A 20594-nucleotide genomic window follows, 5' to 3' on the forward strand; every position below is an offset into this window, starting at 1 on the left:
TTCTGTTAACGGGGGTTAACCCGGACGGCGGTCGCCGCCAATCGTTTCACCAAACGGGCCGGTATTTACGCTGCGCTGTTTCTTTTCGGCGTTGGCCGCCAGCGGTAACAGCGGCATTACCAGCTCGGCAAAGCGATGCGCCTCTTCGAGATGCGGATAACCGGAGAAGATAAAGTTCTCGATCCCCAGCGCCTGATATTCACGAATACGGTCGGCAACCTGCTGCGGGCTGCCTACCAGCGCGGTGCCTGCACCGCCCCGCACCAGCCCCACGCCTGCCCACAGATTGGGGCCGATGCGCAGGCTCTCGCGTGAGCCCTGATGCAGCGCACTCATCCGCGCCTGTCCGGCCGAATCCATGCGGGCAAAGATTTTCTGGGCCGCCGCAATGGTCTCTTCGTCGAGATGCGAGATCAGCCGGTCAGCAGCCGCCCAGGCTTCCTCTTCAGTTTCACGCACGATGACATGCAGGCGAATGCCATAGGAGAGCGTCCGGCCTTTTTCCTCCGCCCGCTGACGGACGACCGCCAGCTTCTCCGCCACCTGCTCAACCGGTTCGCCCCACGTCAGATAGCTATCGATCTGACTGGCCGCCACGTCAATAGCCGCATCCGAGGAGCCGCCAAAATAAAGCGGCGGGCCATTTTCCTGCACCGGCGGGAAGAGGATTTCGGCGCCTTCGACGCGGATATGATCGCCGTTGAAATCGACTTTTTCGCCTTTGAGCAGACGCGAGTAGACCTCAAGAAACTCCCGTGTAACCTGATAACGTTCAGCATGACTCAGAAAAATTCCGTCGCCTTTGTTTTCAACCGGATCGCCTCCGGTTACCACGTTTATCAGCAGCCGCCCTCCGGAAAGACGGTCCAGCGTGGCGGCCATGCGTGCGGCCAGACTGGGTGGCTGCAGGCCCGGACGCACGGCCACTAAATAGCGCAGCTTTTTGGTGATCGGGGCCAGCGCCGACGCCACCAGCCATGAATCTTCGCAGCTCTTCCCGGTCGGAATTAATACACCATAAAAACCCAGATTATCTGCCGCCAGCGCAACCTGCTGTAAGTAGGGTAAATCAACCGCTCTGCCACCCTCCGTCGTGCCCAGATAGCGCCCATCGCCGTGGGTCGGCAGAAACCAGAAGAGGTTGAGGTTTTCCTGTGTCACATGGCTCATTAGCAGATTCCTTTATAACGATATTTGAATTTATTACATAGGGATAATTCCTTTGGTTATATAGCTGTTAGCAGCAATCATGCCAGAACTAACCAGAATATATTTTCTTTATAATCATCAGGATAGGATGGATAACGTTTTCCCGCCGTTGTTGCATTTGCAACAACTGCAGCCGCACGCTGCCGCATTGGCAACACTCAAATACCCTGAGCCTCTCGTTTCCGGGGCGACCGCACGGTATGGTCTCTGTTTCCCCGTTTAGCCGGTAAAAAAACGATGCAGATTGCCACCCCAGAGTTGATCGATCCCGCCTCAAAGGCGTTTCAGAGCGTGCTTGATCAGCTTGCGCCGACGGATGCGACCGTGTTGATTATTGGTGAAACCGGAACAGGTAAAGAGGTCATGGCGCGCTATCTGCATTATCACAGCGCACGCAGAGACAAGCCTTTCCTGGCCGTCAACTGCGGCGCACTCACCGAAAGCCTGGCAGAGTCCGAACTCTTTGGTCATGAGAAAGGGGCGTTCACCGGCGCGCAGAATCGTCATAGCGGCTGGTTCGAGGCCGCAGATGGCGGCACGCTGTTGCTGGATGAGGTAGGAGAACTGAGCCTGCCGCTGCAGATAAAACTGCTGCGTGTGCTGCAGGAGCGTGAAATCACCCGTGTCGGCTCCTCCAGAGCGATCAAAGTCAATGTGCGGGTTATCGCAGCCACCAATCGCGATCTGGCGGCCGCCATTCGCGAGCGGCGTTTCCGGGAGGATCTTTATTACCGACTCAACGTGGCGAGCGTCACGCTGCCGCCGCTGCGACAGCGCTGCGAAGACATACCCGTGCTCGCGCATCACTTTCTGCAGCTCTATGCGCGCCGGCTTGGCCGTCCTCAGCTCCGGCTCAGCGACGAGGCGCTGGCGACGCTGATGGCCTATAGCTGGCCGGGCAACATCCGGGAACTGGAGAATACGCTACACAATGCCGTACTGCTTAGTCAGAGCGCGCTGGTGACACCGCAGCAGCTCCGGCTGAGCCCGCTGACAGATCCCGGGACGTCGCCGGGCGAAGAGGCGATGGATCAGTTTCTGAAACAGCAGATGCAGCAAAGCGAGACACCGCTCTATCCGCGGATGATCGCCGCACTGGTCAGAAATGCTCTGGAACTGACGCAGGGCAATCAGCTTCAGGCTGCCGCGTTGCTTGGCATCAGCCGTCATACGCTGCGGACGCACCTCGGGCACCTTGGGATCATCAGGCCACGCCGCAGTCACATGCCTCCGCGCAGCGCTTCCGCCTTTCAGCCTGTCGCAAAAGAGCGCGAGCTGCGCATCGGTTATCAGAAGTTCGGCAATCTGGGGATCCTGAAAGCCCGTCAGTCACTGGAACAGCAGTTGGCCGATCGCGGTGTCAGCGTACTGTGGAGTGAGTTTCCCGCTGGCCCGCAGCTGCTGCATGCGCTCAGCAATAAGGAGATCGATTTTGGCACCACGGGGGAGGTGCCGCCGCTGTTTGCGCAGGCCGATCATAGCCCGATGCTGTATGTCGCCTGGGAACCCGCAGCACCGCAGAGCGTCGCGCTGGTGGTGCCAGACAGTAGTCCGATTCAGCGCGTCAGCGATCTCAGAGGAAAACGCATCGCCGTAAACCGGGGCTCTAACGTTCACTACCTGCTGTTACAGATTCTGGATGAAGCGGGGTTAACCCTGAATGAGGTACGCATCCTCTACGCGCCACCTAAATATCCGTTAACGCCCAGCGATCTCAACGCCGTGGATGCCTGGATGATGTGGGATCCGCTGCTCAGTGAGGCAGAAAACAGCGGGCAGTTCAGGGTTATCGCTGACGGCAGCGACCGGGTCAGCAACCATCAGTTCTACCTTGCTGAACGCGGGTTCGCCGCACATGCCGGAGATCTGATAGCGGTTCTGCTGGCCGCGCTGGAGCAGACCGGCCGCTACATTGATGCGCACCGCGCAGAAGCGGCAGGCCTGCTCTCAACTGAACTGGGCATCCCGACAACCTCTCTGCTGCACGCGCTGACGCGACGCAGCCACCAGACGCAGCGGATGAGTTTGGCCATCATCCGGGAGCAGCAGATGATCGCTGATCGCTTCTATGCGCTGGGATTGCTTAGTCGCGCAATTCGGGTTCGCGAGTCCGTCTGGCATCCATAGCGTTTTTTCAGCTAAGCATCGAACTTTTCATCGCTAAGCGCCTGAACCTGCGTTTGTTATGTTGCGCTGACTACAACAGGCTCAGGAATGAGAAATGAAAAAAGTTTTACTCAGCGCACTAATTATTGCCGCCCAGGCGGGATTTGCATTCAACACCCAGGCAGCCGATAAGCCCGATACGGTAAATATCGGTTTTCAGAAAGCAAACATCTTCGCTCTGCTCAAATATCGCGGCACGCTGGATGAGGAGTTTAAAAAGCAGGGGATTGCGGTTCACTGGATTGAGTTTCCCGCCGGACCACAGATGCTGGAAGGTCTGAATATCGGCAGTATCGATCTCGCGGCCACCGGCGACGCGCCACCTGCGTTTGCCCAGGCAGCACAGGCCGATCTGGTTTATCTGGCGCACTCGCCAGCTAATCCGAAAACCGAAGCGATTGTCGTTCCGGCCGATTCACCTGTCAAAAGTGTGGCGGACCTCAGGGGTAAGCGCGTGGCGCTGAACAAAGGGTCTGACGTTAACTATATGCTGGTCACAGCCCTGGAGAAGGCAGGGCTAAGCTATAAGGATATTACGCCGGTCTATCTGCCGCCCGCCGATGCGCGGGCAGCTTTCCAGCGTGGCGCGGTCGATGCGTGGGTTATCTGGGACCCTTACTACGCGGAAGTTGAAACCAACGCCCATGCCCGGTTAATCAGCAACGCCGAAGGGCTGGTGCCGCACTACACCTTCTATCTGGCCAGCCGCAAATTTGCGGAAGGTCATCCGGCAGTCGCCAGCAAGGTGATAGATGAGCTGGGCACACTCAGCGCCTGGGCCAATCAGCACCAGGATGAGGCGGCAAAAATCATGTCTGCCTCAACCGGTCTGCCGCAGCCCATCTGGCAGCGCGCGCTGGCAAGGATGCCCTTTGGCGCAGAGCGCATGACGCCTGAAGTCTTTACGCAGCAGCAGGCCCTGGCTGATACCTTTACGCGGATTGGCCTGCTGCCGGTAAAGGTCGATATCCGCAGCGCGACCTGGTCACAGGATAAAAAATAGGGCGGTCGGGCAGAGGTTCGCGATCCAGGCCTCTGCCTGATAGAGAGGAGCGTTAATTCACTGCCTGACTCTTTGAGCTTAGCCCCAACGTAAAGAGCATTCTGATATTAATATGATTTTCTTCAAATTTATGGCTCAATCGCGTCAGGAGTATGAGTGCAGCAAGCTGAATCTACTCGCTTACAGTCATAGCTCAAGCCTTAATTTAACATAATTATGATTAAGCGCACTCAATCTAGAGTTGTTTTATGTTAAATAAGAACCACAAAGGCTAACCAGATCGCCTTGGGATAACTGCTGAGGAACCTGATATGGCGGCTACTGGTGCGGGGTTTTCACCATGTACGAAGTTATCCATTATATAGTCATACAGGATGATGTCGTTTGGCGCCTGACAACCCACCTCGCTGCTTAGAATCTTGGGGATACAGATGCCGGTAAGAAGTATCAGCATATGGAACGAGGAAATCTTTAACTGTTTTTTCACCCCAAATTTTTAAGAATCACACTCATTGACAGTGGAAAAGCATCGGCATTTCAGTTAGAAATTATTATCGTTTATTAATGGAGTTACAGGATGAGTAACGCGCATGAGGCCAGCGCATCGGCTACTGGCTATCTGTATCAGTGCCGCTACGCGTTGCTAATGGGTCTGGAGGCTACTCTGGATTCTCCAGAGCTGAGAATTTCAATCGAAAAATTCGACGATATCGCCTTTGAGTTAAATGGTCAGCCGGTACAACTGGTCCAGACAAAACATCATAAAGTCAGAACCGGAAAACTGACTGACAGCAGTGCCGACCTCTGGAAGACACTTCTTATCTGGATAAAAAACGCCGAATCAAACGGAGGCGATTTTTTAAAATACCGTCATTTACTTATCACCACTGGCGTAGCCCCCTCAAAGTCGGCGGCTTCCCTCCTACGTACGAAAGATCGTGATGAAGCCAGAGCCGATGCATTGTTGCTTAAAGTGGCATCCAGCTCGACCAACAGTGTACTCAACAATGCTTTCAGCGCATATACATGCTTATCAATGGAGTCCCGGCATGCACTTTTGCGATCGATACATGTTCTTGATAGCTCGGCTTCCATCACGGATGTTAAAGAAGACATTCATCGGGAATTACACAGGGCAGTCGGAAGACAACAAATTGAAATTTTTGCGGAACGTCTGGAAGGTTGGTGGCTCGATCAGGTGATACGCATGCTAAGTGGCCAAGGGGCGGACAACCTTGCCGTACTGGCCATTGAATCTCGTATTGATGAATTGCGTGAAGAGTTTCGCCGTGCATCACTTCCCGTGGATTATCGCGTCTCTTCACCGCCTCAGGAAGTGATCCCCCTGCTTAACAGTCACCCTTTTGTCCACCAGCTGCGCAAGATAAATCTGGGCCCTGCACGTATTGAGTATGCCATTCGTGATTATTACCGGGCATCAGAGCAGCGCTCAAAGTGGGTAAGAGAAGAACTATTAGTCAATGACGAGCTTAAAACGTTTGAGCAGGTGCTGGTAGAGGCCTGGCAGCCGCGCTTTGCAGCACAGCAGGATGATTTATCAGCTGACAGTAACGAAAAAGAACGGATACGTTCAGGCCGGGAACTGTTCACGTGGGCTGAGCAGCAGGCTTGTTTTCCATTAAGGAGCCTTCGCGAGCAATTTCTGACGCATGGCAGCTATCACATTCTGGCAAACCGCTACGCCGTAGGCTGGCACCCTGACTACATGCAGGATGGCTGTGATGAACAAAAAGGAGGAGACTGAAAATGCAACCTTGGTCCTCCCGCCCTGTTGAGGAAAGCTACCTCTTCAATCCAGCGTTCTGCGGCTTACTGATTGCCAGCACATCATCAGAATTCACTAAAAAAACCGGCGGCCCTTTACCCTTTGCTTTGGCCTTTATGATCCTGCCGATAATTCTGCATCAGAAAACCCGTAAGGCTTTACCGGCTACAACCGTCACCTCACTCATGGCATGGAGCCAAGATAATAGAGAGATCATGATTAACTTTCCCGACAGAGTCAGACGGCTAAGCGGCATCACCCGAGAGAGCATCCTGTTTAGTGCAGGGCAAAACGCTCTTTGGTTGGATGAGAATGGCAACATCAAGAAAGGGAATAAGTTGCTGGCCCCAACGGCAAAAAGAGCGCCATTGCTTACCGGGGAAACCGAAGAGTGCATTGAGCGTTCGGCATTTCTGGGGCGCTGGCTTGCCAGTGCGGGCACAACAGCAACTATCTATGCAGCGTGGGGGATAACACCATGAGTTTACAGATAGCCAGCATCGTGATTTACAACTACGAAGGCGAACGCCGTGCGATCCCCTTTTACCCCGGACGACTGAACATTCTAACCGGTGCCTCTAAAACAGGTAAATCCGCCATCATTGATATTATCGATTATGTGACCGGTCGAAGCGAGTGTTACGTAGCCGACGGCGTTATACGTAAGTGTACGCAGTGGTACGGTATTCTTTTCCAGCTTAATGAAAGCCAGATTTTCATTGCGAGACGGAATCCGGAACCGGGCAAACTATCTCACGGTGACATTTATATTGCCCGTGGCAGTGCGCTAGAGATCCCTGGTTGCGACGCTCTCTATAAAAACACTACGGTCAGTACTGTCGAGGCGTTTCTGGGAGCAGTCATCGGTATTAATGAAAACGAACACCGGCCACCTGGTCCCACGCGCCCCTCGCTTGAAGCAAATTTCCGCCATGCGCTTCTTTTTTGCTTCCAGGATCAGAATGACATCGACAGCAAACAACGGCTTTTTCATAGGCAGGATGATGGATTTATAGCACAGGCTATCCGGGATACCTTACCCTATTTTCTTGGCGCCATGGATGAAGACAGACTGCTCCAGCAAGCGCAACTGGACGATGAACGAAAACTGCTGCGTCAGCTTGAACGACAGGTTAAGGAAGCTGAATCGCTGGACGACGCGACGTTTCCGCGAGCCAGAGCACTACTCGAAGAAGCAAAGATGGCTGGGCTTTCTGATGACAGGACAGTGGCCACAAGCTATGAAGCATGTATAGCGCTGCTACAGGGCTTCAGCGAACGGGGTACATATTCAGATGCCGCAACCGTAAGCGATCATGATGACACCCTTGCACGGTTGCGCGCAGAGCGTCAGGGGATGCGATCGGAGCTTGAAAGGCTGAATCGCGAAATTCGCGAGACCCGATCCTTTACCTCTGAATCATCTGGCTATGAGCGTGAAGCACGGGAACAGCGTGCAAGGCTCAGCGTAGTCCATTTGATAAAATCATCAAGCGATGTGCATCACTGTCCGCTTTGCCAAAGCCAGCTTGAAAACGCCCCGCCCTCTGTTAAGCAGCTTAGCCACTCTCTCGCTGAGCTGAGTCAGCAATTGGAGGCGGTTGAAGCAGAAAATCCACGGCTTCAGAAACGCCTTGCAGATCTCCAGATACAGGAAAATGCACTGCTCGACAGGCTTCGTGAGAATCAAAGAAGTATAAGCAATTGTATCCAGCAGACGGAGTATCTCCGAATCCAGCAGGAAAACTTCATGCTGCAGGCGCGAACACTGGGAAAAATTGCTCAGTATCTCGATACCGTCAGCGATGCAGACCAGCAATCGGGCCTTCGCACCCGCCTAGAAAATCAGCGACTGACTGTCAGACTTCTGGAAGAGCGTCTTGATCCCACTGCTGTACGAGAAAAACTAGCCGCCTTTCTGAACATAATAGGTCGTTACATGACTGAATATTCAGAACAACTTGATCTGGAACATCAGGGCAGCAACCTGCGTTTAGATATACGCAGACTCACCGTAGTCGCAGATACCCTTGACGGACCGGTCCCTCTTTTCCGAATGGGCAGCGGAGAAAACTGGGTCGGTTACCACATACTGGCGCATTTGGCCCTCCATCGCTGGTTCCGTCAGAAAAATCGCCCAGTCCCCGGCTTCCTGATCCTCGACCAGCCTTCGCAGGCTCACTATCCGCCCGAAAAAGATAATGAAGGCTCCATTGACGCGCTGAAAAATGAAGATCAGAACGCGGTGAACCGACTGTTCAGCCTGATAAGCCACGCGGCCCGGACGCTTACACCTGATTTACAGATTATCGTGATGGACCATGCCGACCTTAAGGATGACTGGTTCCAGGCCGCGGTGTCAGACCGCTGGCGTAATGGCGTGAAGCTCATTCCACTGGGTTGGATAGCACCGCGGAAACAATGATATCAAACATTAAATATCGTTTTCTGTGTGCTCCGTGAGCTGGCTGGAGATGGGTAATATGACTTCTGTTTAGGCTTTAAAGCCTCGGTCAGGCCGCTGTTATGCAGGTAGACGTCAGTGAAATGTGTGCGAACGGTAGCTTAACCTTGCTTACTCAAAAGAGGGATAATGATGTATCTGTCAAATTTAAGGATAAGGAACTTCCGGAACTTTGAGACGATAGATATTCCGCTGCGCGGGAATATTGTATTGCTGGGCGAAAATCGCGTTGGCAAAAGCAACATGCTGTTTGCTATTCGCCTGGTTATTGACCCCACGCTACCTGATTCTGCCAGACAGCTCAAACTGTCCGATTTCTGGGATGGCTGCGATGTATCCACCTCCCCACAAATCGAAGTGCATCTTGATTTCGCCGATTTCGATAGTGACGCTTCCCTCTCTGCGTTGCTGACCGATTTTCGTACCGCAGAAAATCCCACCGTGGCACGCCTCAGCTACGTTTTTCGCAAGAAGGATGATATTGCCGGAGCACTTAGGTCGAGTGAAGATTGTGAGTTTCTCGTTTATGGCGGAGGTCAGGAGTCGCGCTCCCTCCCAAGTCGCGTCCGTCGGCGAATAGCCATGGATATGCTTGATGCCTTGCGAGACGCAGAGGCCCAACTGGCTTCATGGCGCAACTCTCCTCTTCGGCCATTACTTGAAGATGCCTTTTCTTCCCTGAGTGGCGAAGACCTAGGTAGGGTTGCCAGCGCTCTCGAATCAGCAACGGACACAATGGAAACTTTCCCTCCCATTAAGAGCCTTGAAGAATCCCTTCGTGGTGGCATTCTTGAACTGGCAGGCACGGCTCATGATTTAGATGCTCGCCTGCGTTTTGCACCTACGGACCCGCTCAGATTGATGCGCTCTATATCAATGTTCATCGATAACGGAAAGAGAGGCATAACCGAAGCAAGCCTAGGTTCAGCAAACGTGGCTCTGATATCACTCAAGCTTGCTGAGTTTGCGTGGAGGCGTGAAAAAAATGAAAGAAATTTCTCTCTACTTTGTATTGAAGAACCTGAGGCTCACCTGCACCCCCAGCTTCAGCGAGCTGTGTTTGATAAACTCTTCAATAATGCCGATGAAGCACAGTCACTGATTGTGACGAGCCATTCACCAACCCTGGCAAGTATTGCCCCACTTCGTACAGTTGTAAGCCTTCGCAGGGATCAGGTGGGGCGCACTCAGGCTTTTTCCTTGGCTGAACTCCCTGTAACCAGTGATGAACTTGATGACATTGAACGGTACCTTACAGCAACCAGAGCAGAGCTCCTTTTTTCGAAGGGAGTTATATTCGTGGAGGGCGATGCTGAGGAGGTTTTGATACCGGGTTTCGCAGAAGCCATGGGGATCAATCTTGATGAGCTTGGTATCACGGTATGTAGCGTTGCAGGAGTTAATTTTGAACCTTACGTTAAGCTTGCAGGTAGTTTAGGGATACGCATGGCTATTATCACTGACTGGGACCCACTTGACGGAAGCAAACCGCCGTTGGGTAAGGCACGGGCAATTAGTATCTGGGATGCTTTCTGTGCAGTTCGTTCAGATAAGCACAAGCTGAATGCTGCTAACAGGGCCTGGTTTGTTGACAAAGGTTTTGAAGAGTGTAGAGACGTATGGAAAAAAGCAGGCATATTTCTTAGTTCACAAACATTTGAAGTTTCTGTAGCAAATACCCCAGGGCTGAAAGACGTACTGCTTAATATTCTCGATGAACAGGGTTATGGATCACTTCGCTCCTCAAGAATTGCTTCATGGCGCGCCGGTCAGACACCTGACCCTGAGCAACTTCTCGCGATGATATCTGACATTGGTAAGGGTCGGCTGGCAGGAAAGTTGAAGAAGAAAGCGCCCGGGCTTGCACCTCCTGACTACATTGCTGCAGCGATTCAGTATGTGGTGTCTAATGTCTGACCGCCACGCGCTGTCAACAGCGCTTAGAGAGCTCCTACCAAACAACGAGCAGTATGCTGCAGCCAATGAGCAAGGACACTGCGTTCTCATTGCTGGTCCTGGCAGTGGAAAAACTAAAACGCTGACGACCGCTATGGCGCGTGCCCTTATGGATGACATTGCTGACCCTCGCGGCGTGGCCTGCATTACCTACAATAATGAGTGTGCATCTGAACTTGAAGAACGTCTGGCCTGCTTTGGCATTGACGGCAGCGACCGAAACTTTATTGGTACCGTGCATAGCTTCGCTTTGACCCAGGTTTTAATGCCCTACTCGCGTTGTATACCAGACTTACTACCCAGTGATTTTCGGGTGGCAAACCGCGAAGAATGTCTCGCTGCAGTCGAAGCAGCTTATCAGACAAGGTTCGGCGCAATTGGGGATCCTCATGCCAGATGGAAGTTTGCAGAAGAGAAGCGGCGCCGGGACGTGAACAGGCTGCTACCCTCCTGGCGGAATAACAACCCGGAGTTGGCAGACTTTATCGAAACCTATGAAGCTCAGCTTCGACGTTCTGGCCTGATTGACTTTGATGATATGCCGCTCATTGCCTTCCGGATGATCAACGAACATGACTGGATCCGTAATGCTATTCGGGCTCGCTATCCCGTCTTATTCGTAGACGAATATCAGGATCTGGGCCATGCCCTTCATGAGCTGGTACTGCTGCTGTGCTTTGAAGCTGAAATACGATTGTTTGCGGTTGGTGATGCTGACCAGTCCATTTATGGGTTTAATGGCGCTAATCCCCGACTGCTGGACAGCCTTGTTTCAAGGAAGGATTTGAAAACCTACAGGCTTCGTTTCAACTATCGTTCCGGCGCGAAAATCATCAGGGCGTCAATGGGGGCGCTGGGAGAAGAGCGAGATTACCGCGGTCCAGACGGAAGCGTAGAAGGGGAAATTCGTTATCACGGTGTTAGAGGTGAATATGAGGCACATGCAAGTTACATCGCTCAGGATTTAATTCCTTCCCTGACTGCCCGGGGATTTCAGCCTGATCGCATCGGAGTGCTTTACCGGACAGCCTGGCTAGGCGATAAAGTTGCGGATGCGCTTAAGGCCCAAAATATCCCTCTAATCCGCACTGATGGGAATGCATTGATAAAACGTACTTCCCGACTCGCCCGCTTCATTGAATCCTGCAGTCAGTGGGTTACAGGGGGGTGGAAAGAGGCATCACCTGCATTCAATCAGCTACTGGGCCAAGCCCTCTCTGTGGTTTATTCTCGTCGTGCAAGCCGCCATGAAGAGCAAATTCTGACCCTACAGCTCATCACATTTTTACGAAGCGGCATTGATGAAAATCACACCGCCCATGAGTGGCTTCAGCGGTTCGATAAAGAACTTATTTCCGACTGGCGGGTCATCGCGCAGAACCCGCAGCCGGAATGGCTCGTCGTGACTGAATTGCTTAACCGAACCGATCCTGCTTCAGGACTGGATATGGCTCTTACCGTTTTCGCCGGTAAATTGGAAGGCACCGGGCGTGTCACCCTTAGCACGCTTCATAGTGCAAAAGGGCGCGAGTTTGATGTGGCCATAATGTATGGGGTCAATGACTATGATTTCCCGGGTAAACGTGATTTCGTTTCAGATAACGCCCTCCGTGAGGCACGGCGACTGTTTTATGTAGGTGTTACCCGTCCCCGCACTGAGTTGCACATGATTTATAAAGAGGGCAGACATTCTCCCTGGGTTAATGAACTCTATATTCGCAGCCAGCAGGCATAGCGGCAGCTATGCCGTGTCGTTCAGTTGACAGAAGCTACAGCTTTCGAACCCTCGGAAGAATGAAGAGGATCGATAAGTACCTCAGTGGCCGGCACGCGAAGCGTCTGTGCGCGTAGTTCTTTATCACCATGAAACTGCAACGTAACCGACGTACCGAACGAATAGAGGGCCACGGTAACGTTATCGTAACGTAAGGCATAGGGTGGCAGCTCAGCTTCACTGCCTTTGACTCCGTGGCGTGTAAGCACGGAACTCCATTCCTTTTTGACGTATACAGTCGCGCTGTCGTGCCGAAATCCAAGAGCTTTCATGGTTCGTTCAGCGGAATCACTAAAGAGTCCAAGAAGCATTGTCACAGCAATCGGTATCACAATTGAAAGGGTCACATTACCTGTTCTGATATCCTTCTTTGCCCTTTCCACTGCATTTTCTGCGGGCAGAACAAACTTAAGCTGCCCCCTACGTTGCCGGTTGAAGTCCAGTATGACGAACCATACTGCCAGCCCTATAGCCGATATAACAAGACGGAAGTACCACAGCACCTTGTCATGATGGATCTGGGTAATAATTAAAATAACGGTTAACATCGAAATGCTGTGGAAAATAGTGGCAATGGGCGGGAAAACCACGTGATGAATAAATTGACGTTGCCTTTTCCCGGTCCGGTAAAATTCAGAGGGGCCTTTGCGCACCGACCTCATTCGTTGCCCTGAAGTGTAGCCTGTGTCTGACATTCTCAGCAGGACCTGTTCTATCAAAGAGTAACCTGTCAGCCGGAAAAGCAGGTGACAAATGGACAGACCCAGACACATCAGGAAGAAATAAAAGACGAGCGTACCTGCAGAAAACACTGTGAAGATATAAAGTATGCGCAGGCTGTCCGACAGTGAGAGCCCGTCGGGAAAACCGCCGTTCATCATGCAGTAAAACAGGAAAATAGCGCTACCTAATCCTAAAGAGGCTTTTGTCAGAACGGAAATCGCCTTCTCCGCCACCTCAAACTTTTTCTTCAGCTCGTCCATGATTCCCTCCTCTGCGTATCCTTTTGACGTACGCAGAGTAAACCATCGGCGGAGTCAGTCAACCCTGGTGCTGCGGCCGAAACGGATCAGCCGTGACGACCCGCACTGAGCAGCAGCTGCCGTGCGTCGCCCGCTTCCCACGTGAACTGCACCTGATTGTCGGCCGCCACGTCCAGCGCAAACACCTGCATATAGATGTCGGTGGTCTCCTCCTTCTAGTGCCCCATCAGCTTGCTGCATCCCCTGATATCTTTGGTTAAGATGGCTCTATGATCATTCCCCATGTTTAACAGTAAACGCGCTGGTATTCAGGGCTGTCTATCAGCATGGCATGTATAAAAACACAATCAGCCAGCTGACTAAACAGTATTTAACTCTCGGTAAACGCGTCGTGTAGAATGCTCTTTAACATAAATAGCATTATACGAACTGGGTGGTGTTTTTTATATTAAATCACTTTGGCTAATTTTGACCATTTCCAGCTATTTAGTGACAAGACTGCTTCAGCTCTTCATCTCATCAGTCAGACCAGTTGCACTCATAACAGACTGAATATTCAAACCATTCTTTAACAGATTGTGGGCGATCTCGAGGCTGTCTTCCTGCACGCCCTCCCGTAAACCTTCTTCTCGTTCCTCCAGACGACCTTCCTGACGGCCTCTCTGCTCAAGCTGCTGTGCAATCGTCATCAGTTCATCTGCATGTTGTGGTACCCGCTGCGCCAGTTAGCGGATAAAGCCGCCTGCATCGGGGGGGGGCACCCGCCTGGAGCATATATATTACCAGTGCGTGCATCACTGCCGGACTCCAGCCTGAGCGTCGAGGGGTCGTAAATCGCGAACAGCGCAGGCGGCAGATGTAGCTTCATAAAGTCCCGCGCAGTCTGCTGGTGAGAGAGAAATGTTTTGAAGACCGCATTATGCGGCGCAGGCGTGTTGTTGTTCTTCATTGCGTCACCTGAGCATTTTCCCTGAGCTTCTATGATATTAACGAGGCTTGAATCAAAGCAGACTTCCTGAAGCCTGATATATTTCTCAAATTGACGGCGCACTCTGTCAGACAAATATTTTTTAGCCATTCTTTAGCGACTGCCCCAACCAAATATAAAAGAGTATCAAAGCGTTATTTATAAATACTATCAATAATAACTACGCATCAATACCGGATTACTATCCGCCAGCGCAGTAAAGGGTAACTACAGGGAGATCACGCGTGAAAGATTTTAAAGGTAACAAACAGGCTCTGCCTGTGCGCTACTGTAAACAGTGTCACAAACCCATGACGTGGCGCAAAAAGTGGGAGAAAAACTGGGACGAGGTACAGTACTGCTCTGAACGCTGCCGCCGCGCCGCGAAAGCGGCACGGACAGCAGCAGAGTCATAAGGGGTTAGTTTGCAGGCGCCGTTTCCTGGCGCTTGTCACCAAACCGTTCCCGCATGTGCGCTTCAATCTGCTCCAGTGACTTGCCACGCGTTTCCGGCAGCACCAGCGCGACAAAAATCAGCGATCCGACATTGATAGCGGCAAAAATAAAGAAGGCGTTGTTACCCACCAGCGACAGCAGAGGCGGAAAGGCAAAGGCCACTGCCGCATTACAGATCCACTGAAAAGCCACCGCCGAGCCGGTCAGTACGCCGCGTACCTGCATTGGAAAGAGTTCTGACATCAGCAGCCAGTATACCGGTGAAATGCACATCTGCATAAAGAACAGAAATACCAGAATACAGGCGAGCGCCAGCAGGCTCTGCGTCATGCTGTTCGGCATAAATACCAGCACCGCGCCCAGCGCCAGCTGCATTGCAATCACAATACATAACCCGGTCATCAGCATTTTGCGTCGGCCAAAGTGACTGATTGCCTTGATACCGGCAAACGTCGCCAGTACGGAAACCACACCATTGCCGATGGTCGCAGCAATCGAGGCGCTGGTTCCCATGCCGGTACTCTTCAGGATAATCGGCGTGTAGTACATAAAGGCGTTGACGCCGGTAAACTGCAGCACAATGCCCATGCCGCAGCCCATCAGCAGCAGACGGACAATCCACTTCTCTTTCAGCAGTTCACGCGCCGCGGGCCCCTGTCGTGCCATACGGGCGTTTTCGCGCATCTCTTTCATTTCAGCTTTAATTTCGCGCGGGTTTTCGCGCAGCTTACGCATGATGCGCATCGCTTCACTGAGGCGGCCCTCCGCGACCATCCAGTGCGGCGACGCCGGGACAAAGAAAGTGCCGATAAACAGCAGTACGCCCGGTACCATTGCCAGCGCCAGCATATAGCGCCACATTTTCGGATCGTGCAGCAGCAGACTCATCGCCGCGCTGACGATATAAGCCAGCAGCTGGCCTGAAACAATCATCAGCTCATTGCGGCTTACCAGCGGCGCACGACGCTTGGGTCCTGCGATCTCAGCGATAAACACCGGCACGGTCGATGAACCGCCGCCCACGGCAATGCCGAGTATAAACCGCATTACCACCATGATTTCAATATCGGGGGCTACCGTGGTACCAAAGGCGCCGGCGACAAACAGCAGCGCCAGACTGCGCAGCGTAATACGGCGGCCAAAGCGATCGGAAACGTAACCGCTGAGAAACGCACCTACCGCGGAGCCAAACGTCAGGGAGGATGTCACCAGCCCTTCGGTAAAAGGCGTAAGGTTAAGCCCGCCCTGTGCGGCAGGTAGTGTCATATAGGGCAGTGCGCCGGAAATAATTCCGGTGTCATAGCCGTATGCGAGGGCTCCCATTGTGGCCACCAGCACCACAAAAAACAGTCGTTGCTGAACGGTGAAATTAAGCGCGCCGCCGTCGTCCGGCGAGTCTTGAGAAGAGTTTTGCATAGCTGCATCCCTGTTTAAATGGCACACACAGCACGTTGCTGTGTAAAGAAAGGTATGAGTATAGGAGCGATTTTCGGAATGGGATCTGAATCACATAATTCGTTAAAAGCAGCGGGTCCCCGGTACTAAACCAGTAAGGTATGCCGTCTGCCTCTGTAAGCCGGGCGCAATCATATTGCTGTATCCGTTTCCGGTACGCCCGTGCCGGCCGATACCTTACCCTGCACTGCCTGAAAGGATGCTGCCTGATGCCCGTGAATTTTGATCTTAATGACCTCTATGCGTTCCGCGCGCTGGTGGAATATGGCAACTTTCGCCTGGCAGCAGAGTCGATCTGCCTGTCGCAATCTGCGCTGAGCCGCCGGATTGAAAAACTGGAAGCGGCGCTCGGCACGCGGCTTTTTGACCGCACAACGCGTCGCGTTACGCTGACGCTCTATGGCCAGAGCTTTGCTGAGCGATCTGAACAGCTGCTGGCAAACGTGGAAGCGGTACTGGCTGACATCAATCAGGTAAGCCAGGAGCGCACCGGTCTGGTGACGGTCGCGACAGTGCCTTCGGCTGCGTACTACTTTATGCCTGAAGTGATCCGGCGCTTTCGCGCACGCTATCCGCGGGTGCGGGTCAAAATTATCGACAGTAGCGTGGGCAATGTTATTGAGGCGGTCAGCAGCGGCCAGGCGGATTTCGGGATCTGTTTTGCGAAAAGCCTGCCGCCGGCCATTGAATTTTTACCGCTGGAAGAGGATGTGTATGTTGCGGCCTGCCGGCACGAACACCCGCTGACGCGCCGATCATCACTGAGCTGGGAGGAGTATTTTCAGCAGGAGTATATCGGGCTGGATAAGGTATCAGGTAACCGCTCCCTGCTCGACCAGGCGCTGGCGCATATCATTCCGGCCCGGCCCAGCATCTGTGAAACGCGCCACGTCACTACCCTGTTAGGCATGGTCGAGGCGGGCATTGGTATTGCGGCAGTGCCGGCGATGTCGATGCCCTCCTCAGGGCACTCCTTACTGGCGCAGATACCGCTGACGCATCCGGTGGTGACCCGATCCGTGGGTCTGATTCGCCGTCGTGGCCGTATTCAGTCATACGTTGCCGCCGAGCTGGAGAAGCTCATTACTGAACAGTATCACCCTGCTTAGCGGTCGCGGTTACGCTGTGCATACCGGTTGCGGTCACAATTTTCTGCGCCTGCGGAGAGGCCAGGAAACTCAGAAGCGCTTTACCTTCATCGGGATGCTGCGCGTTTACCGTTACCGCGCCGGCGAAGCGGGTAATGTACTGCACATTTGCCGGCAGCTCACCGGCAAAACTGACACCCGGCACCGGCAGCAGCTCGCTGACCTGCTGGAAGCCAATGGCGTAACGTCCCTGCGCCACCTGCGAGGCGACCGGAATGCGCTCCACCATCTGCGCTTTTGTCTGCATCTCCCGATCGATCCCCAGCTTTTTAAACAGCTCATTACTGACATAGCGGCCGCTGGCGCTGTCTGAATAGGCAACAGACTTTGCGCTAAGCAGTGTCGTACGCAGCTCAGCATCGGTTTTAATCGCCGGCAGCGGATCGCCCTGCTTTACCACGATACCAATCGGCGAGTCTGCCAGCTCCTGGCGGGTGCCGGCGGCAATGCGCTTATCCTGCTGCAGATGCGTCAGCGCATCACCGACCATAATCACCACATCAGCCTGTTCACCGCGCGCCAGGCGGTTCGGGATGGCCTGCGGCGTCTTCCCCATAGAGGGGCCGGGGATAACTACCAGATGGTTACCGCTCTGTTTTTCATAGACGGGTGCCAGTTTTTCCAGTGCAGCTTTAAAGCCGCCGGAGATCATCACGCTGACATCCTGCGCCAGCACGCTGGTGCTGAACGAAGCGAGCATGATTGCAGTAAGGCTCAGAATCGGTTTATACATTATTTCATTCCCTGTTAGCGTGCGGTTTGCAGCGTCAGTGCGCGACGACGATAGAGATAGAGCGTGGCGAGCAGCGCGCAAATTGCGGCAAAGCTCATCCAGTAGCCTGGCGACGCTTTATCACCGGTATACTCAATCAGCGCAGTGGAGATAACCGGCGTAAAGCCGCCAAAGACCGCGGTCGCCAGGCTATAAGCCAGTGAAAAGCCCGCCACGCGCACTTCGGCTGGCATGATCTCGGTCAGAGCAGGGATCATAGCGCCGTTATAGAGGCCGTAAATGAAGGAGAGCCACAGCAGTACCGTCAGCATCATAGAGAAGCTTGGTACCGCCGCCAGCATGGTCAGCGCCGGGTAAGCGGTTGCCAGCGCCAGCAGCGTCATCGCGACCAGCACTGGCTTACGGCCAAAGCGGTCAGACAGGGCACCGCCCACCGGCAGCCAGAGAAAGTTAGAAATGGCCACCAGCAGCGTGACCAGCAGACTATCTGATGCGCTGAGCATCAATACTTTTTTGCCGAAGGTGGGCGCGTAAACCGTGATCAGATAGAACGCGGTAGTGGTCATCGCCACCATCAGCATGCCCGCAATCACAACCGGCCAGTTGCTCAGCAGCGTTTTAAATACCTCACCCATCGCCAGATGTTTACGGCGCGCGGTAAACTCCTGCGTCTCTTCCAGCTTGCGACGCAGAATAAAGATAAACGGCACGATCAGGCAGCCAAACAGGAACGGGATACGCCAGCCCCAGCTGCTGATTTCACCCGGCTCCAGCGCAGCGTTCAGGGCAAAGCCCATTGCGGCTGCAACCATAATGGCAACCTGCTGACTGCCAGACTGCCAGCTGGTGTAAAACCCTTTTCGTCCCGGCGTGGCAATTTCAGCAAGATAGACCGAAACACCGCCCAGCTCAGCGCCTGCTGAAAAACCCTGCAGCAGACGGCCGGTCAGCACCAGCAGGGGTGCCCAGAGGCCGATACTCTGATAAGAGGGGATCAGTACAATCAGGAATGTGCCCGCCGCCATGATAGAGAGCGTGACGATAAGCCCTTTACGACGGCCCACTTTATCGATGTACGCGCCAAGTACAATGGCGCCGATAGGACGCATCAGAAAACCGGCGCCAAAGACGGCAAAGGTCATCATCAGTGAGGCAAACTCACTGCTGGCCGGAAAAAAGGTATGGGCGATATAGGTGGCGTAGAAGCCAAAGAGAAAAAAATCGAACTGCTCCAGAAAGTTACCGGATGTCACGCGCAGTATGGCACTGATACGCGAACGGGTGGTCATGGGTGAGGTAAAGGAATGCATCAGAATCTCCAGTTGTCATGGGCGCTTTATCGTTGCGCCTGTCACGAAAGACTGGATCAGAAAAATAGAGTTAATAAGCGCAATAAACTCATGCACTGATGCGTTACATGCATTAATACAGACCCGAAGCTGAAAATCATTTTATATATTAGGTTGTTAAATATTTGTAAGCATCATGTCAGGAATATTCAGGCTGAAAGGAGATACATCAGCTTTGTGACCAGCTTCAAGCCTAAAGTCCAAACTTTTACACTCAAAAGCTGGTAATGCTACCAACTTACTGATTTAGTGCACGATGGTGTTTTTTGAATTGCTCCAGTGGCTTCTCTTGCCATCAGTTGTCCCTCCCGTTCAGCTACTGAAGGTGTGGTGCGTAACGGTATAAGCACTGCCGGACATCAGCGCTATCTCTGCTCTCACTGCTGTAAAACATGGTAACTGCAGTTTAGTTACACCGCTTCTCAGCTCGGTACACACCAGAAGATTATTGATATGGTCATGAATGGCGTCGGATGCCGGCCCTCAGCGCATTATGGACGTGGGCCTCAACACCATTTTCCGCCATTTGAAAAACTCGGGCCACAGTCAGTAACCTCGGGTATACAACCGGGGGTGACGTCATTGTCTGCGCTGAAATGGATGAACAGTGGGGCTAGGTCAGTGCGAAATCACGCCAGCGCTGGCTGTTTTACACGTATGACAGGATACGCAGGACAGTTGTGGCCCGTGTATTCGGAGAACGCACTATGGCCATGCTGGAACGTCTTATGAACCTACCGTCGGCCTTTGACGTGGTGATATGGATGACGGACGGCTAGCCGCTGTATGAATCACGCCTTAAGGGAAAGCTGCACGTTATAAGCAAGCAATATACGCAGCGAATTGAGCAGCATAACCTGAATCTGAGGCAGCATCTGGCAAGGCTGAGCAGGAAGTCACTGTCATTCTCAAAATCGGAGGAGTTGCATGACAAAGTTATCGGGCATTATCTGAACATAAAACATTATCAGTAAGTTGGAGTCATTACCCGTAAGTTATGGCATTGATAACTGTATACTGAAGTGGTCAACTAAAACTGGCCACCGCGTTAGAGTTTTTCCAGTATCGGTTTTCCGATTCGTTTGGTGGTAACCCACAGTTATATTCATGCGGCCTGAGCGCGCTGTAATACCCAACGATATAGT

The 20594-nt window shown here is 52.9% G+C and carries 15 protein-coding genes and 2 pseudogenes; 10 read left to right on the forward strand and 7 right to left on the reverse strand.

Translation table 11 applies throughout. The annotated features are described in order from the left end of the window. Positions 1 to 15: 15 nt before the first annotated feature. Positions 16 to 1170: an FMNH2-dependent alkanesulfonate monooxygenase gene (gene ssuD / locus C1Y41_RS17310; protein ID WP_104085968.1), complete on the reverse strand. Its 1155-nt coding sequence runs from the start codon at positions 1168 to 1170 to the stop codon at positions 16 to 18. A gap of 276 nt (positions 1171 to 1446) precedes the next feature. On the opposite strand from ssuD, the gene C1Y41_RS17315 reads away from it, so the two are divergent. The 7 genes from C1Y41_RS17315 (at position 1447) to C1Y41_RS17345 (ending at position 12319) form a co-directional block, all read left to right on the forward strand. Then, positions 1447 to 3336 (forward strand): sigma-54-dependent Fis family transcriptional regulator, encoded by a 1890-nt coding sequence (locus C1Y41_RS17315; RefSeq protein WP_104085969.1) that lies wholly within the window; start codon positions 1447 to 1449, stop codon positions 3334 to 3336. A gap of 94 nt (positions 3337 to 3430) precedes the next feature. After that, a complete protein-coding gene (locus C1Y41_RS17320; RefSeq protein WP_104085970.1) occupies positions 3431 to 4378 on the forward strand; it encodes a sulfonate ABC transporter substrate-binding protein in 948 nt (315 codons plus the stop codon). Positions 4379 to 4955: 577 nt separating this feature from the next. After that, positions 4956 to 6143 carry an ABC-three component system protein gene (locus C1Y41_RS17325; protein WP_104085971.1) on the forward strand — a complete coding sequence of 396 codons (1188 nt, stop codon included), beginning with the start codon at positions 4956 to 4958 and terminating at the stop codon, positions 6141 to 6143. Between the two features lie 2 nt (positions 6144 to 6145). Beyond that, positions 6146 to 6646: a three component ABC system middle component gene (locus C1Y41_RS17330; RefSeq protein ID WP_104085972.1), complete on the forward strand. Its 501-nt coding sequence runs from the start codon at positions 6146 to 6148 to the stop codon at positions 6644 to 6646. Then, positions 6643 to 8589: a DUF3732 domain-containing protein gene (locus C1Y41_RS17335; RefSeq protein ID WP_104085973.1), complete on the forward strand. Its 1947-nt coding sequence runs from the start codon at positions 6643 to 6645 to the stop codon at positions 8587 to 8589. Before C1Y41_RS17330 ends, C1Y41_RS17335 begins: the two co-directional genes overlap by 4 nt. 168 nt (positions 8590 to 8757) lie before the next feature. Then, a complete protein-coding gene (locus C1Y41_RS17340; protein ID WP_233207458.1) occupies positions 8758 to 10545 on the forward strand; it encodes an AAA family ATPase in 1788 nt (595 codons plus the stop codon). After that, positions 10538 to 12319: an ATP-dependent helicase gene (locus tag C1Y41_RS17345; RefSeq protein ID WP_104085975.1), complete on the forward strand. Its 1782-nt coding sequence runs from the start codon at positions 10538 to 10540 to the stop codon at positions 12317 to 12319. The genes C1Y41_RS17340 and C1Y41_RS17345 overlap by 8 nt, the downstream gene beginning before the upstream one ends. 20 nt (positions 12320 to 12339) lie before the next feature. Here the strand turns inward: C1Y41_RS17345 and C1Y41_RS17350 are convergent, their stop codons facing one another. From C1Y41_RS17350 to C1Y41_RS20485, 3 genes and pseudogenes are all read right to left on the reverse strand, one after another. Further along, on the reverse strand, positions 12340 to 13341 hold the full coding sequence (locus C1Y41_RS17350; RefSeq protein ID WP_104085976.1) for a hypothetical protein: 1002 nt from the start codon (positions 13339 to 13341) through the stop codon (positions 12340 to 12342). 503 nt (positions 13342 to 13844) lie between these two features. Continuing rightward, the gene (locus C1Y41_RS20480; protein ID WP_369826833.1) at positions 13845 to 14030 is read right to left on the reverse strand and encodes a hypothetical protein; all 186 of its coding nucleotides are present in this window, start codon (positions 14028 to 14030) and stop codon (positions 13845 to 13847) included. Positions 14031 to 14137: 107 nt separating this feature from the next. Further along, positions 14138 to 14290 (reverse strand): annotated as a pseudogene (locus tag C1Y41_RS20485) (Rpn family recombination-promoting nuclease/putative transposase); the annotation flags it as partial. A 263-nt stretch (positions 14291 to 14553) separates the two neighbouring features. Here C1Y41_RS20485 and C1Y41_RS20370 point away from each other — a divergent pair. Then, complete coding sequence (locus C1Y41_RS20370; RefSeq protein WP_071882943.1) at positions 14554 to 14724, forward strand: DUF2256 domain-containing protein; 171 nt, start codon at positions 14554 to 14556, stop codon at positions 14722 to 14724. Between the two features lie 4 nt (positions 14725 to 14728). Here C1Y41_RS20370 and C1Y41_RS17365 read toward each other — a convergent pair whose 3' ends face one another. Further along, positions 14729 to 16180: a sugar porter family MFS transporter gene (locus C1Y41_RS17365; protein ID WP_065647936.1), complete on the reverse strand. Its 1452-nt coding sequence runs from the start codon at positions 16178 to 16180 to the stop codon at positions 14729 to 14731. 248 nt (positions 16181 to 16428) lie between these two features. Here C1Y41_RS17365 and C1Y41_RS17370 point away from each other — a divergent pair, with 248 nt between their 5' ends. Then, positions 16429 to 17328: a LysR family transcriptional regulator gene (locus C1Y41_RS17370; RefSeq protein ID WP_104085977.1), complete on the forward strand. Its 900-nt coding sequence runs from the start codon at positions 16429 to 16431 to the stop codon at positions 17326 to 17328. Here the strand turns inward: C1Y41_RS17370 and C1Y41_RS17375 are convergent. Both C1Y41_RS17375 and C1Y41_RS17380 read right to left on the reverse strand, forming a co-directional pair. Further along, on the reverse strand, positions 17303 to 18067 hold the full coding sequence (locus tag C1Y41_RS17375; RefSeq protein WP_369826836.1) for a substrate-binding domain-containing protein: 765 nt from the start codon (positions 18065 to 18067) through the stop codon (positions 17303 to 17305). The two genes, C1Y41_RS17370 and C1Y41_RS17375, sit on opposite strands and share 26 nt — an antisense overlap. A gap of 47 nt (positions 18068 to 18114) precedes the next feature. Further along, positions 18115 to 19410 carry an MFS transporter gene (locus C1Y41_RS17380; RefSeq protein WP_065648041.1) on the reverse strand — a complete coding sequence of 432 codons (1296 nt, stop codon included), beginning with the start codon at positions 19408 to 19410 and terminating at the stop codon, positions 18115 to 18117. A gap of 318 nt (positions 19411 to 19728) precedes the next feature. Here C1Y41_RS17380 and C1Y41_RS17385 point away from each other — a divergent pair. Further along, positions 19729 to 20423 (forward strand): annotated as a pseudogene (locus C1Y41_RS17385) (IS1 family transposase). Positions 20424 to 20594 lie beyond the last annotated feature (171 nt).

Source organism: Pantoea sp. ICBG 1758 (assembly GCF_002928325.1).
Classification (GTDB): Bacteria; Pseudomonadota; Gammaproteobacteria; order Enterobacterales; family Enterobacteriaceae; genus Pantoea; species Pantoea eucrina.

What these genes read in the sequence shown, in the direction of transcription:
- ssuD (WP_104085968.1), bottom strand. Translation starts at nt 1,170, where the DNA reads ATGAGCCATGTGACACAGGAAAACCTCAACCTCTTCTGGTTTCTGCCG.
- C1Y41_RS17315 (WP_104085969.1), top strand. Translation starts at nt 1,447, where the DNA reads ATGCAGATTGCCACCCCAGAGTTGATCGATCCCGCCTCAAAGGCGTTT.
- C1Y41_RS17320 (WP_104085970.1), top strand. Translation starts at nt 3,431, where the DNA reads ATGAAAAAAGTTTTACTCAGCGCACTAATTATTGCCGCCCAGGCGGGA.
- C1Y41_RS17325 (WP_104085971.1), top strand. Translation starts at nt 4,956, where the DNA reads ATGAGTAACGCGCATGAGGCCAGCGCATCGGCTACTGGCTATCTGTAT.
- C1Y41_RS17330 (WP_104085972.1), top strand. Translation starts at nt 6,146, where the DNA reads ATGCAACCTTGGTCCTCCCGCCCTGTTGAGGAAAGCTACCTCTTCAAT.
- C1Y41_RS17335 (WP_104085973.1), top strand. Translation starts at nt 6,643, where the DNA reads ATGAGTTTACAGATAGCCAGCATCGTGATTTACAACTACGAAGGCGAA.
- C1Y41_RS17340 (WP_233207458.1), top strand. Translation starts at nt 8,758, where the DNA reads ATGATGTATCTGTCAAATTTAAGGATAAGGAACTTCCGGAACTTTGAG.
- C1Y41_RS17345 (WP_104085975.1), top strand. Translation starts at nt 10,538, where the DNA reads ATGTCTGACCGCCACGCGCTGTCAACAGCGCTTAGAGAGCTCCTACCA.
- C1Y41_RS17350 (WP_104085976.1), bottom strand. Translation starts at nt 13,341, where the DNA reads ATGGACGAGCTGAAGAAAAAGTTTGAGGTGGCGGAGAAGGCGATTTCC.
- C1Y41_RS20480 (WP_369826833.1), bottom strand. Translation starts at nt 14,030, where the DNA reads ATGACGATTGCACAGCAGCTTGAGCAGAGAGGCCGTCAGGAAGGTCGT.
- C1Y41_RS17365 (WP_065647936.1), bottom strand. Translation starts at nt 16,180, where the DNA reads ATGCAAAACTCTTCTCAAGACTCGCCGGACGACGGCGGCGCGCTTAAT.
- C1Y41_RS17370 (WP_104085977.1), top strand. Translation starts at nt 16,429, where the DNA reads ATGCCCGTGAATTTTGATCTTAATGACCTCTATGCGTTCCGCGCGCTG.
- C1Y41_RS17375 (WP_369826836.1), bottom strand. Translation starts at nt 18,067, where the DNA reads ATGCTCGCTTCGTTCAGCACCAGCGTGCTGGCGCAGGATGTCAGCGTG.
- C1Y41_RS17380 (WP_065648041.1), bottom strand. Translation starts at nt 19,410, where the DNA reads ATGCATTCCTTTACCTCACCCATGACCACCCGTTCGCGTATCAGTGCC.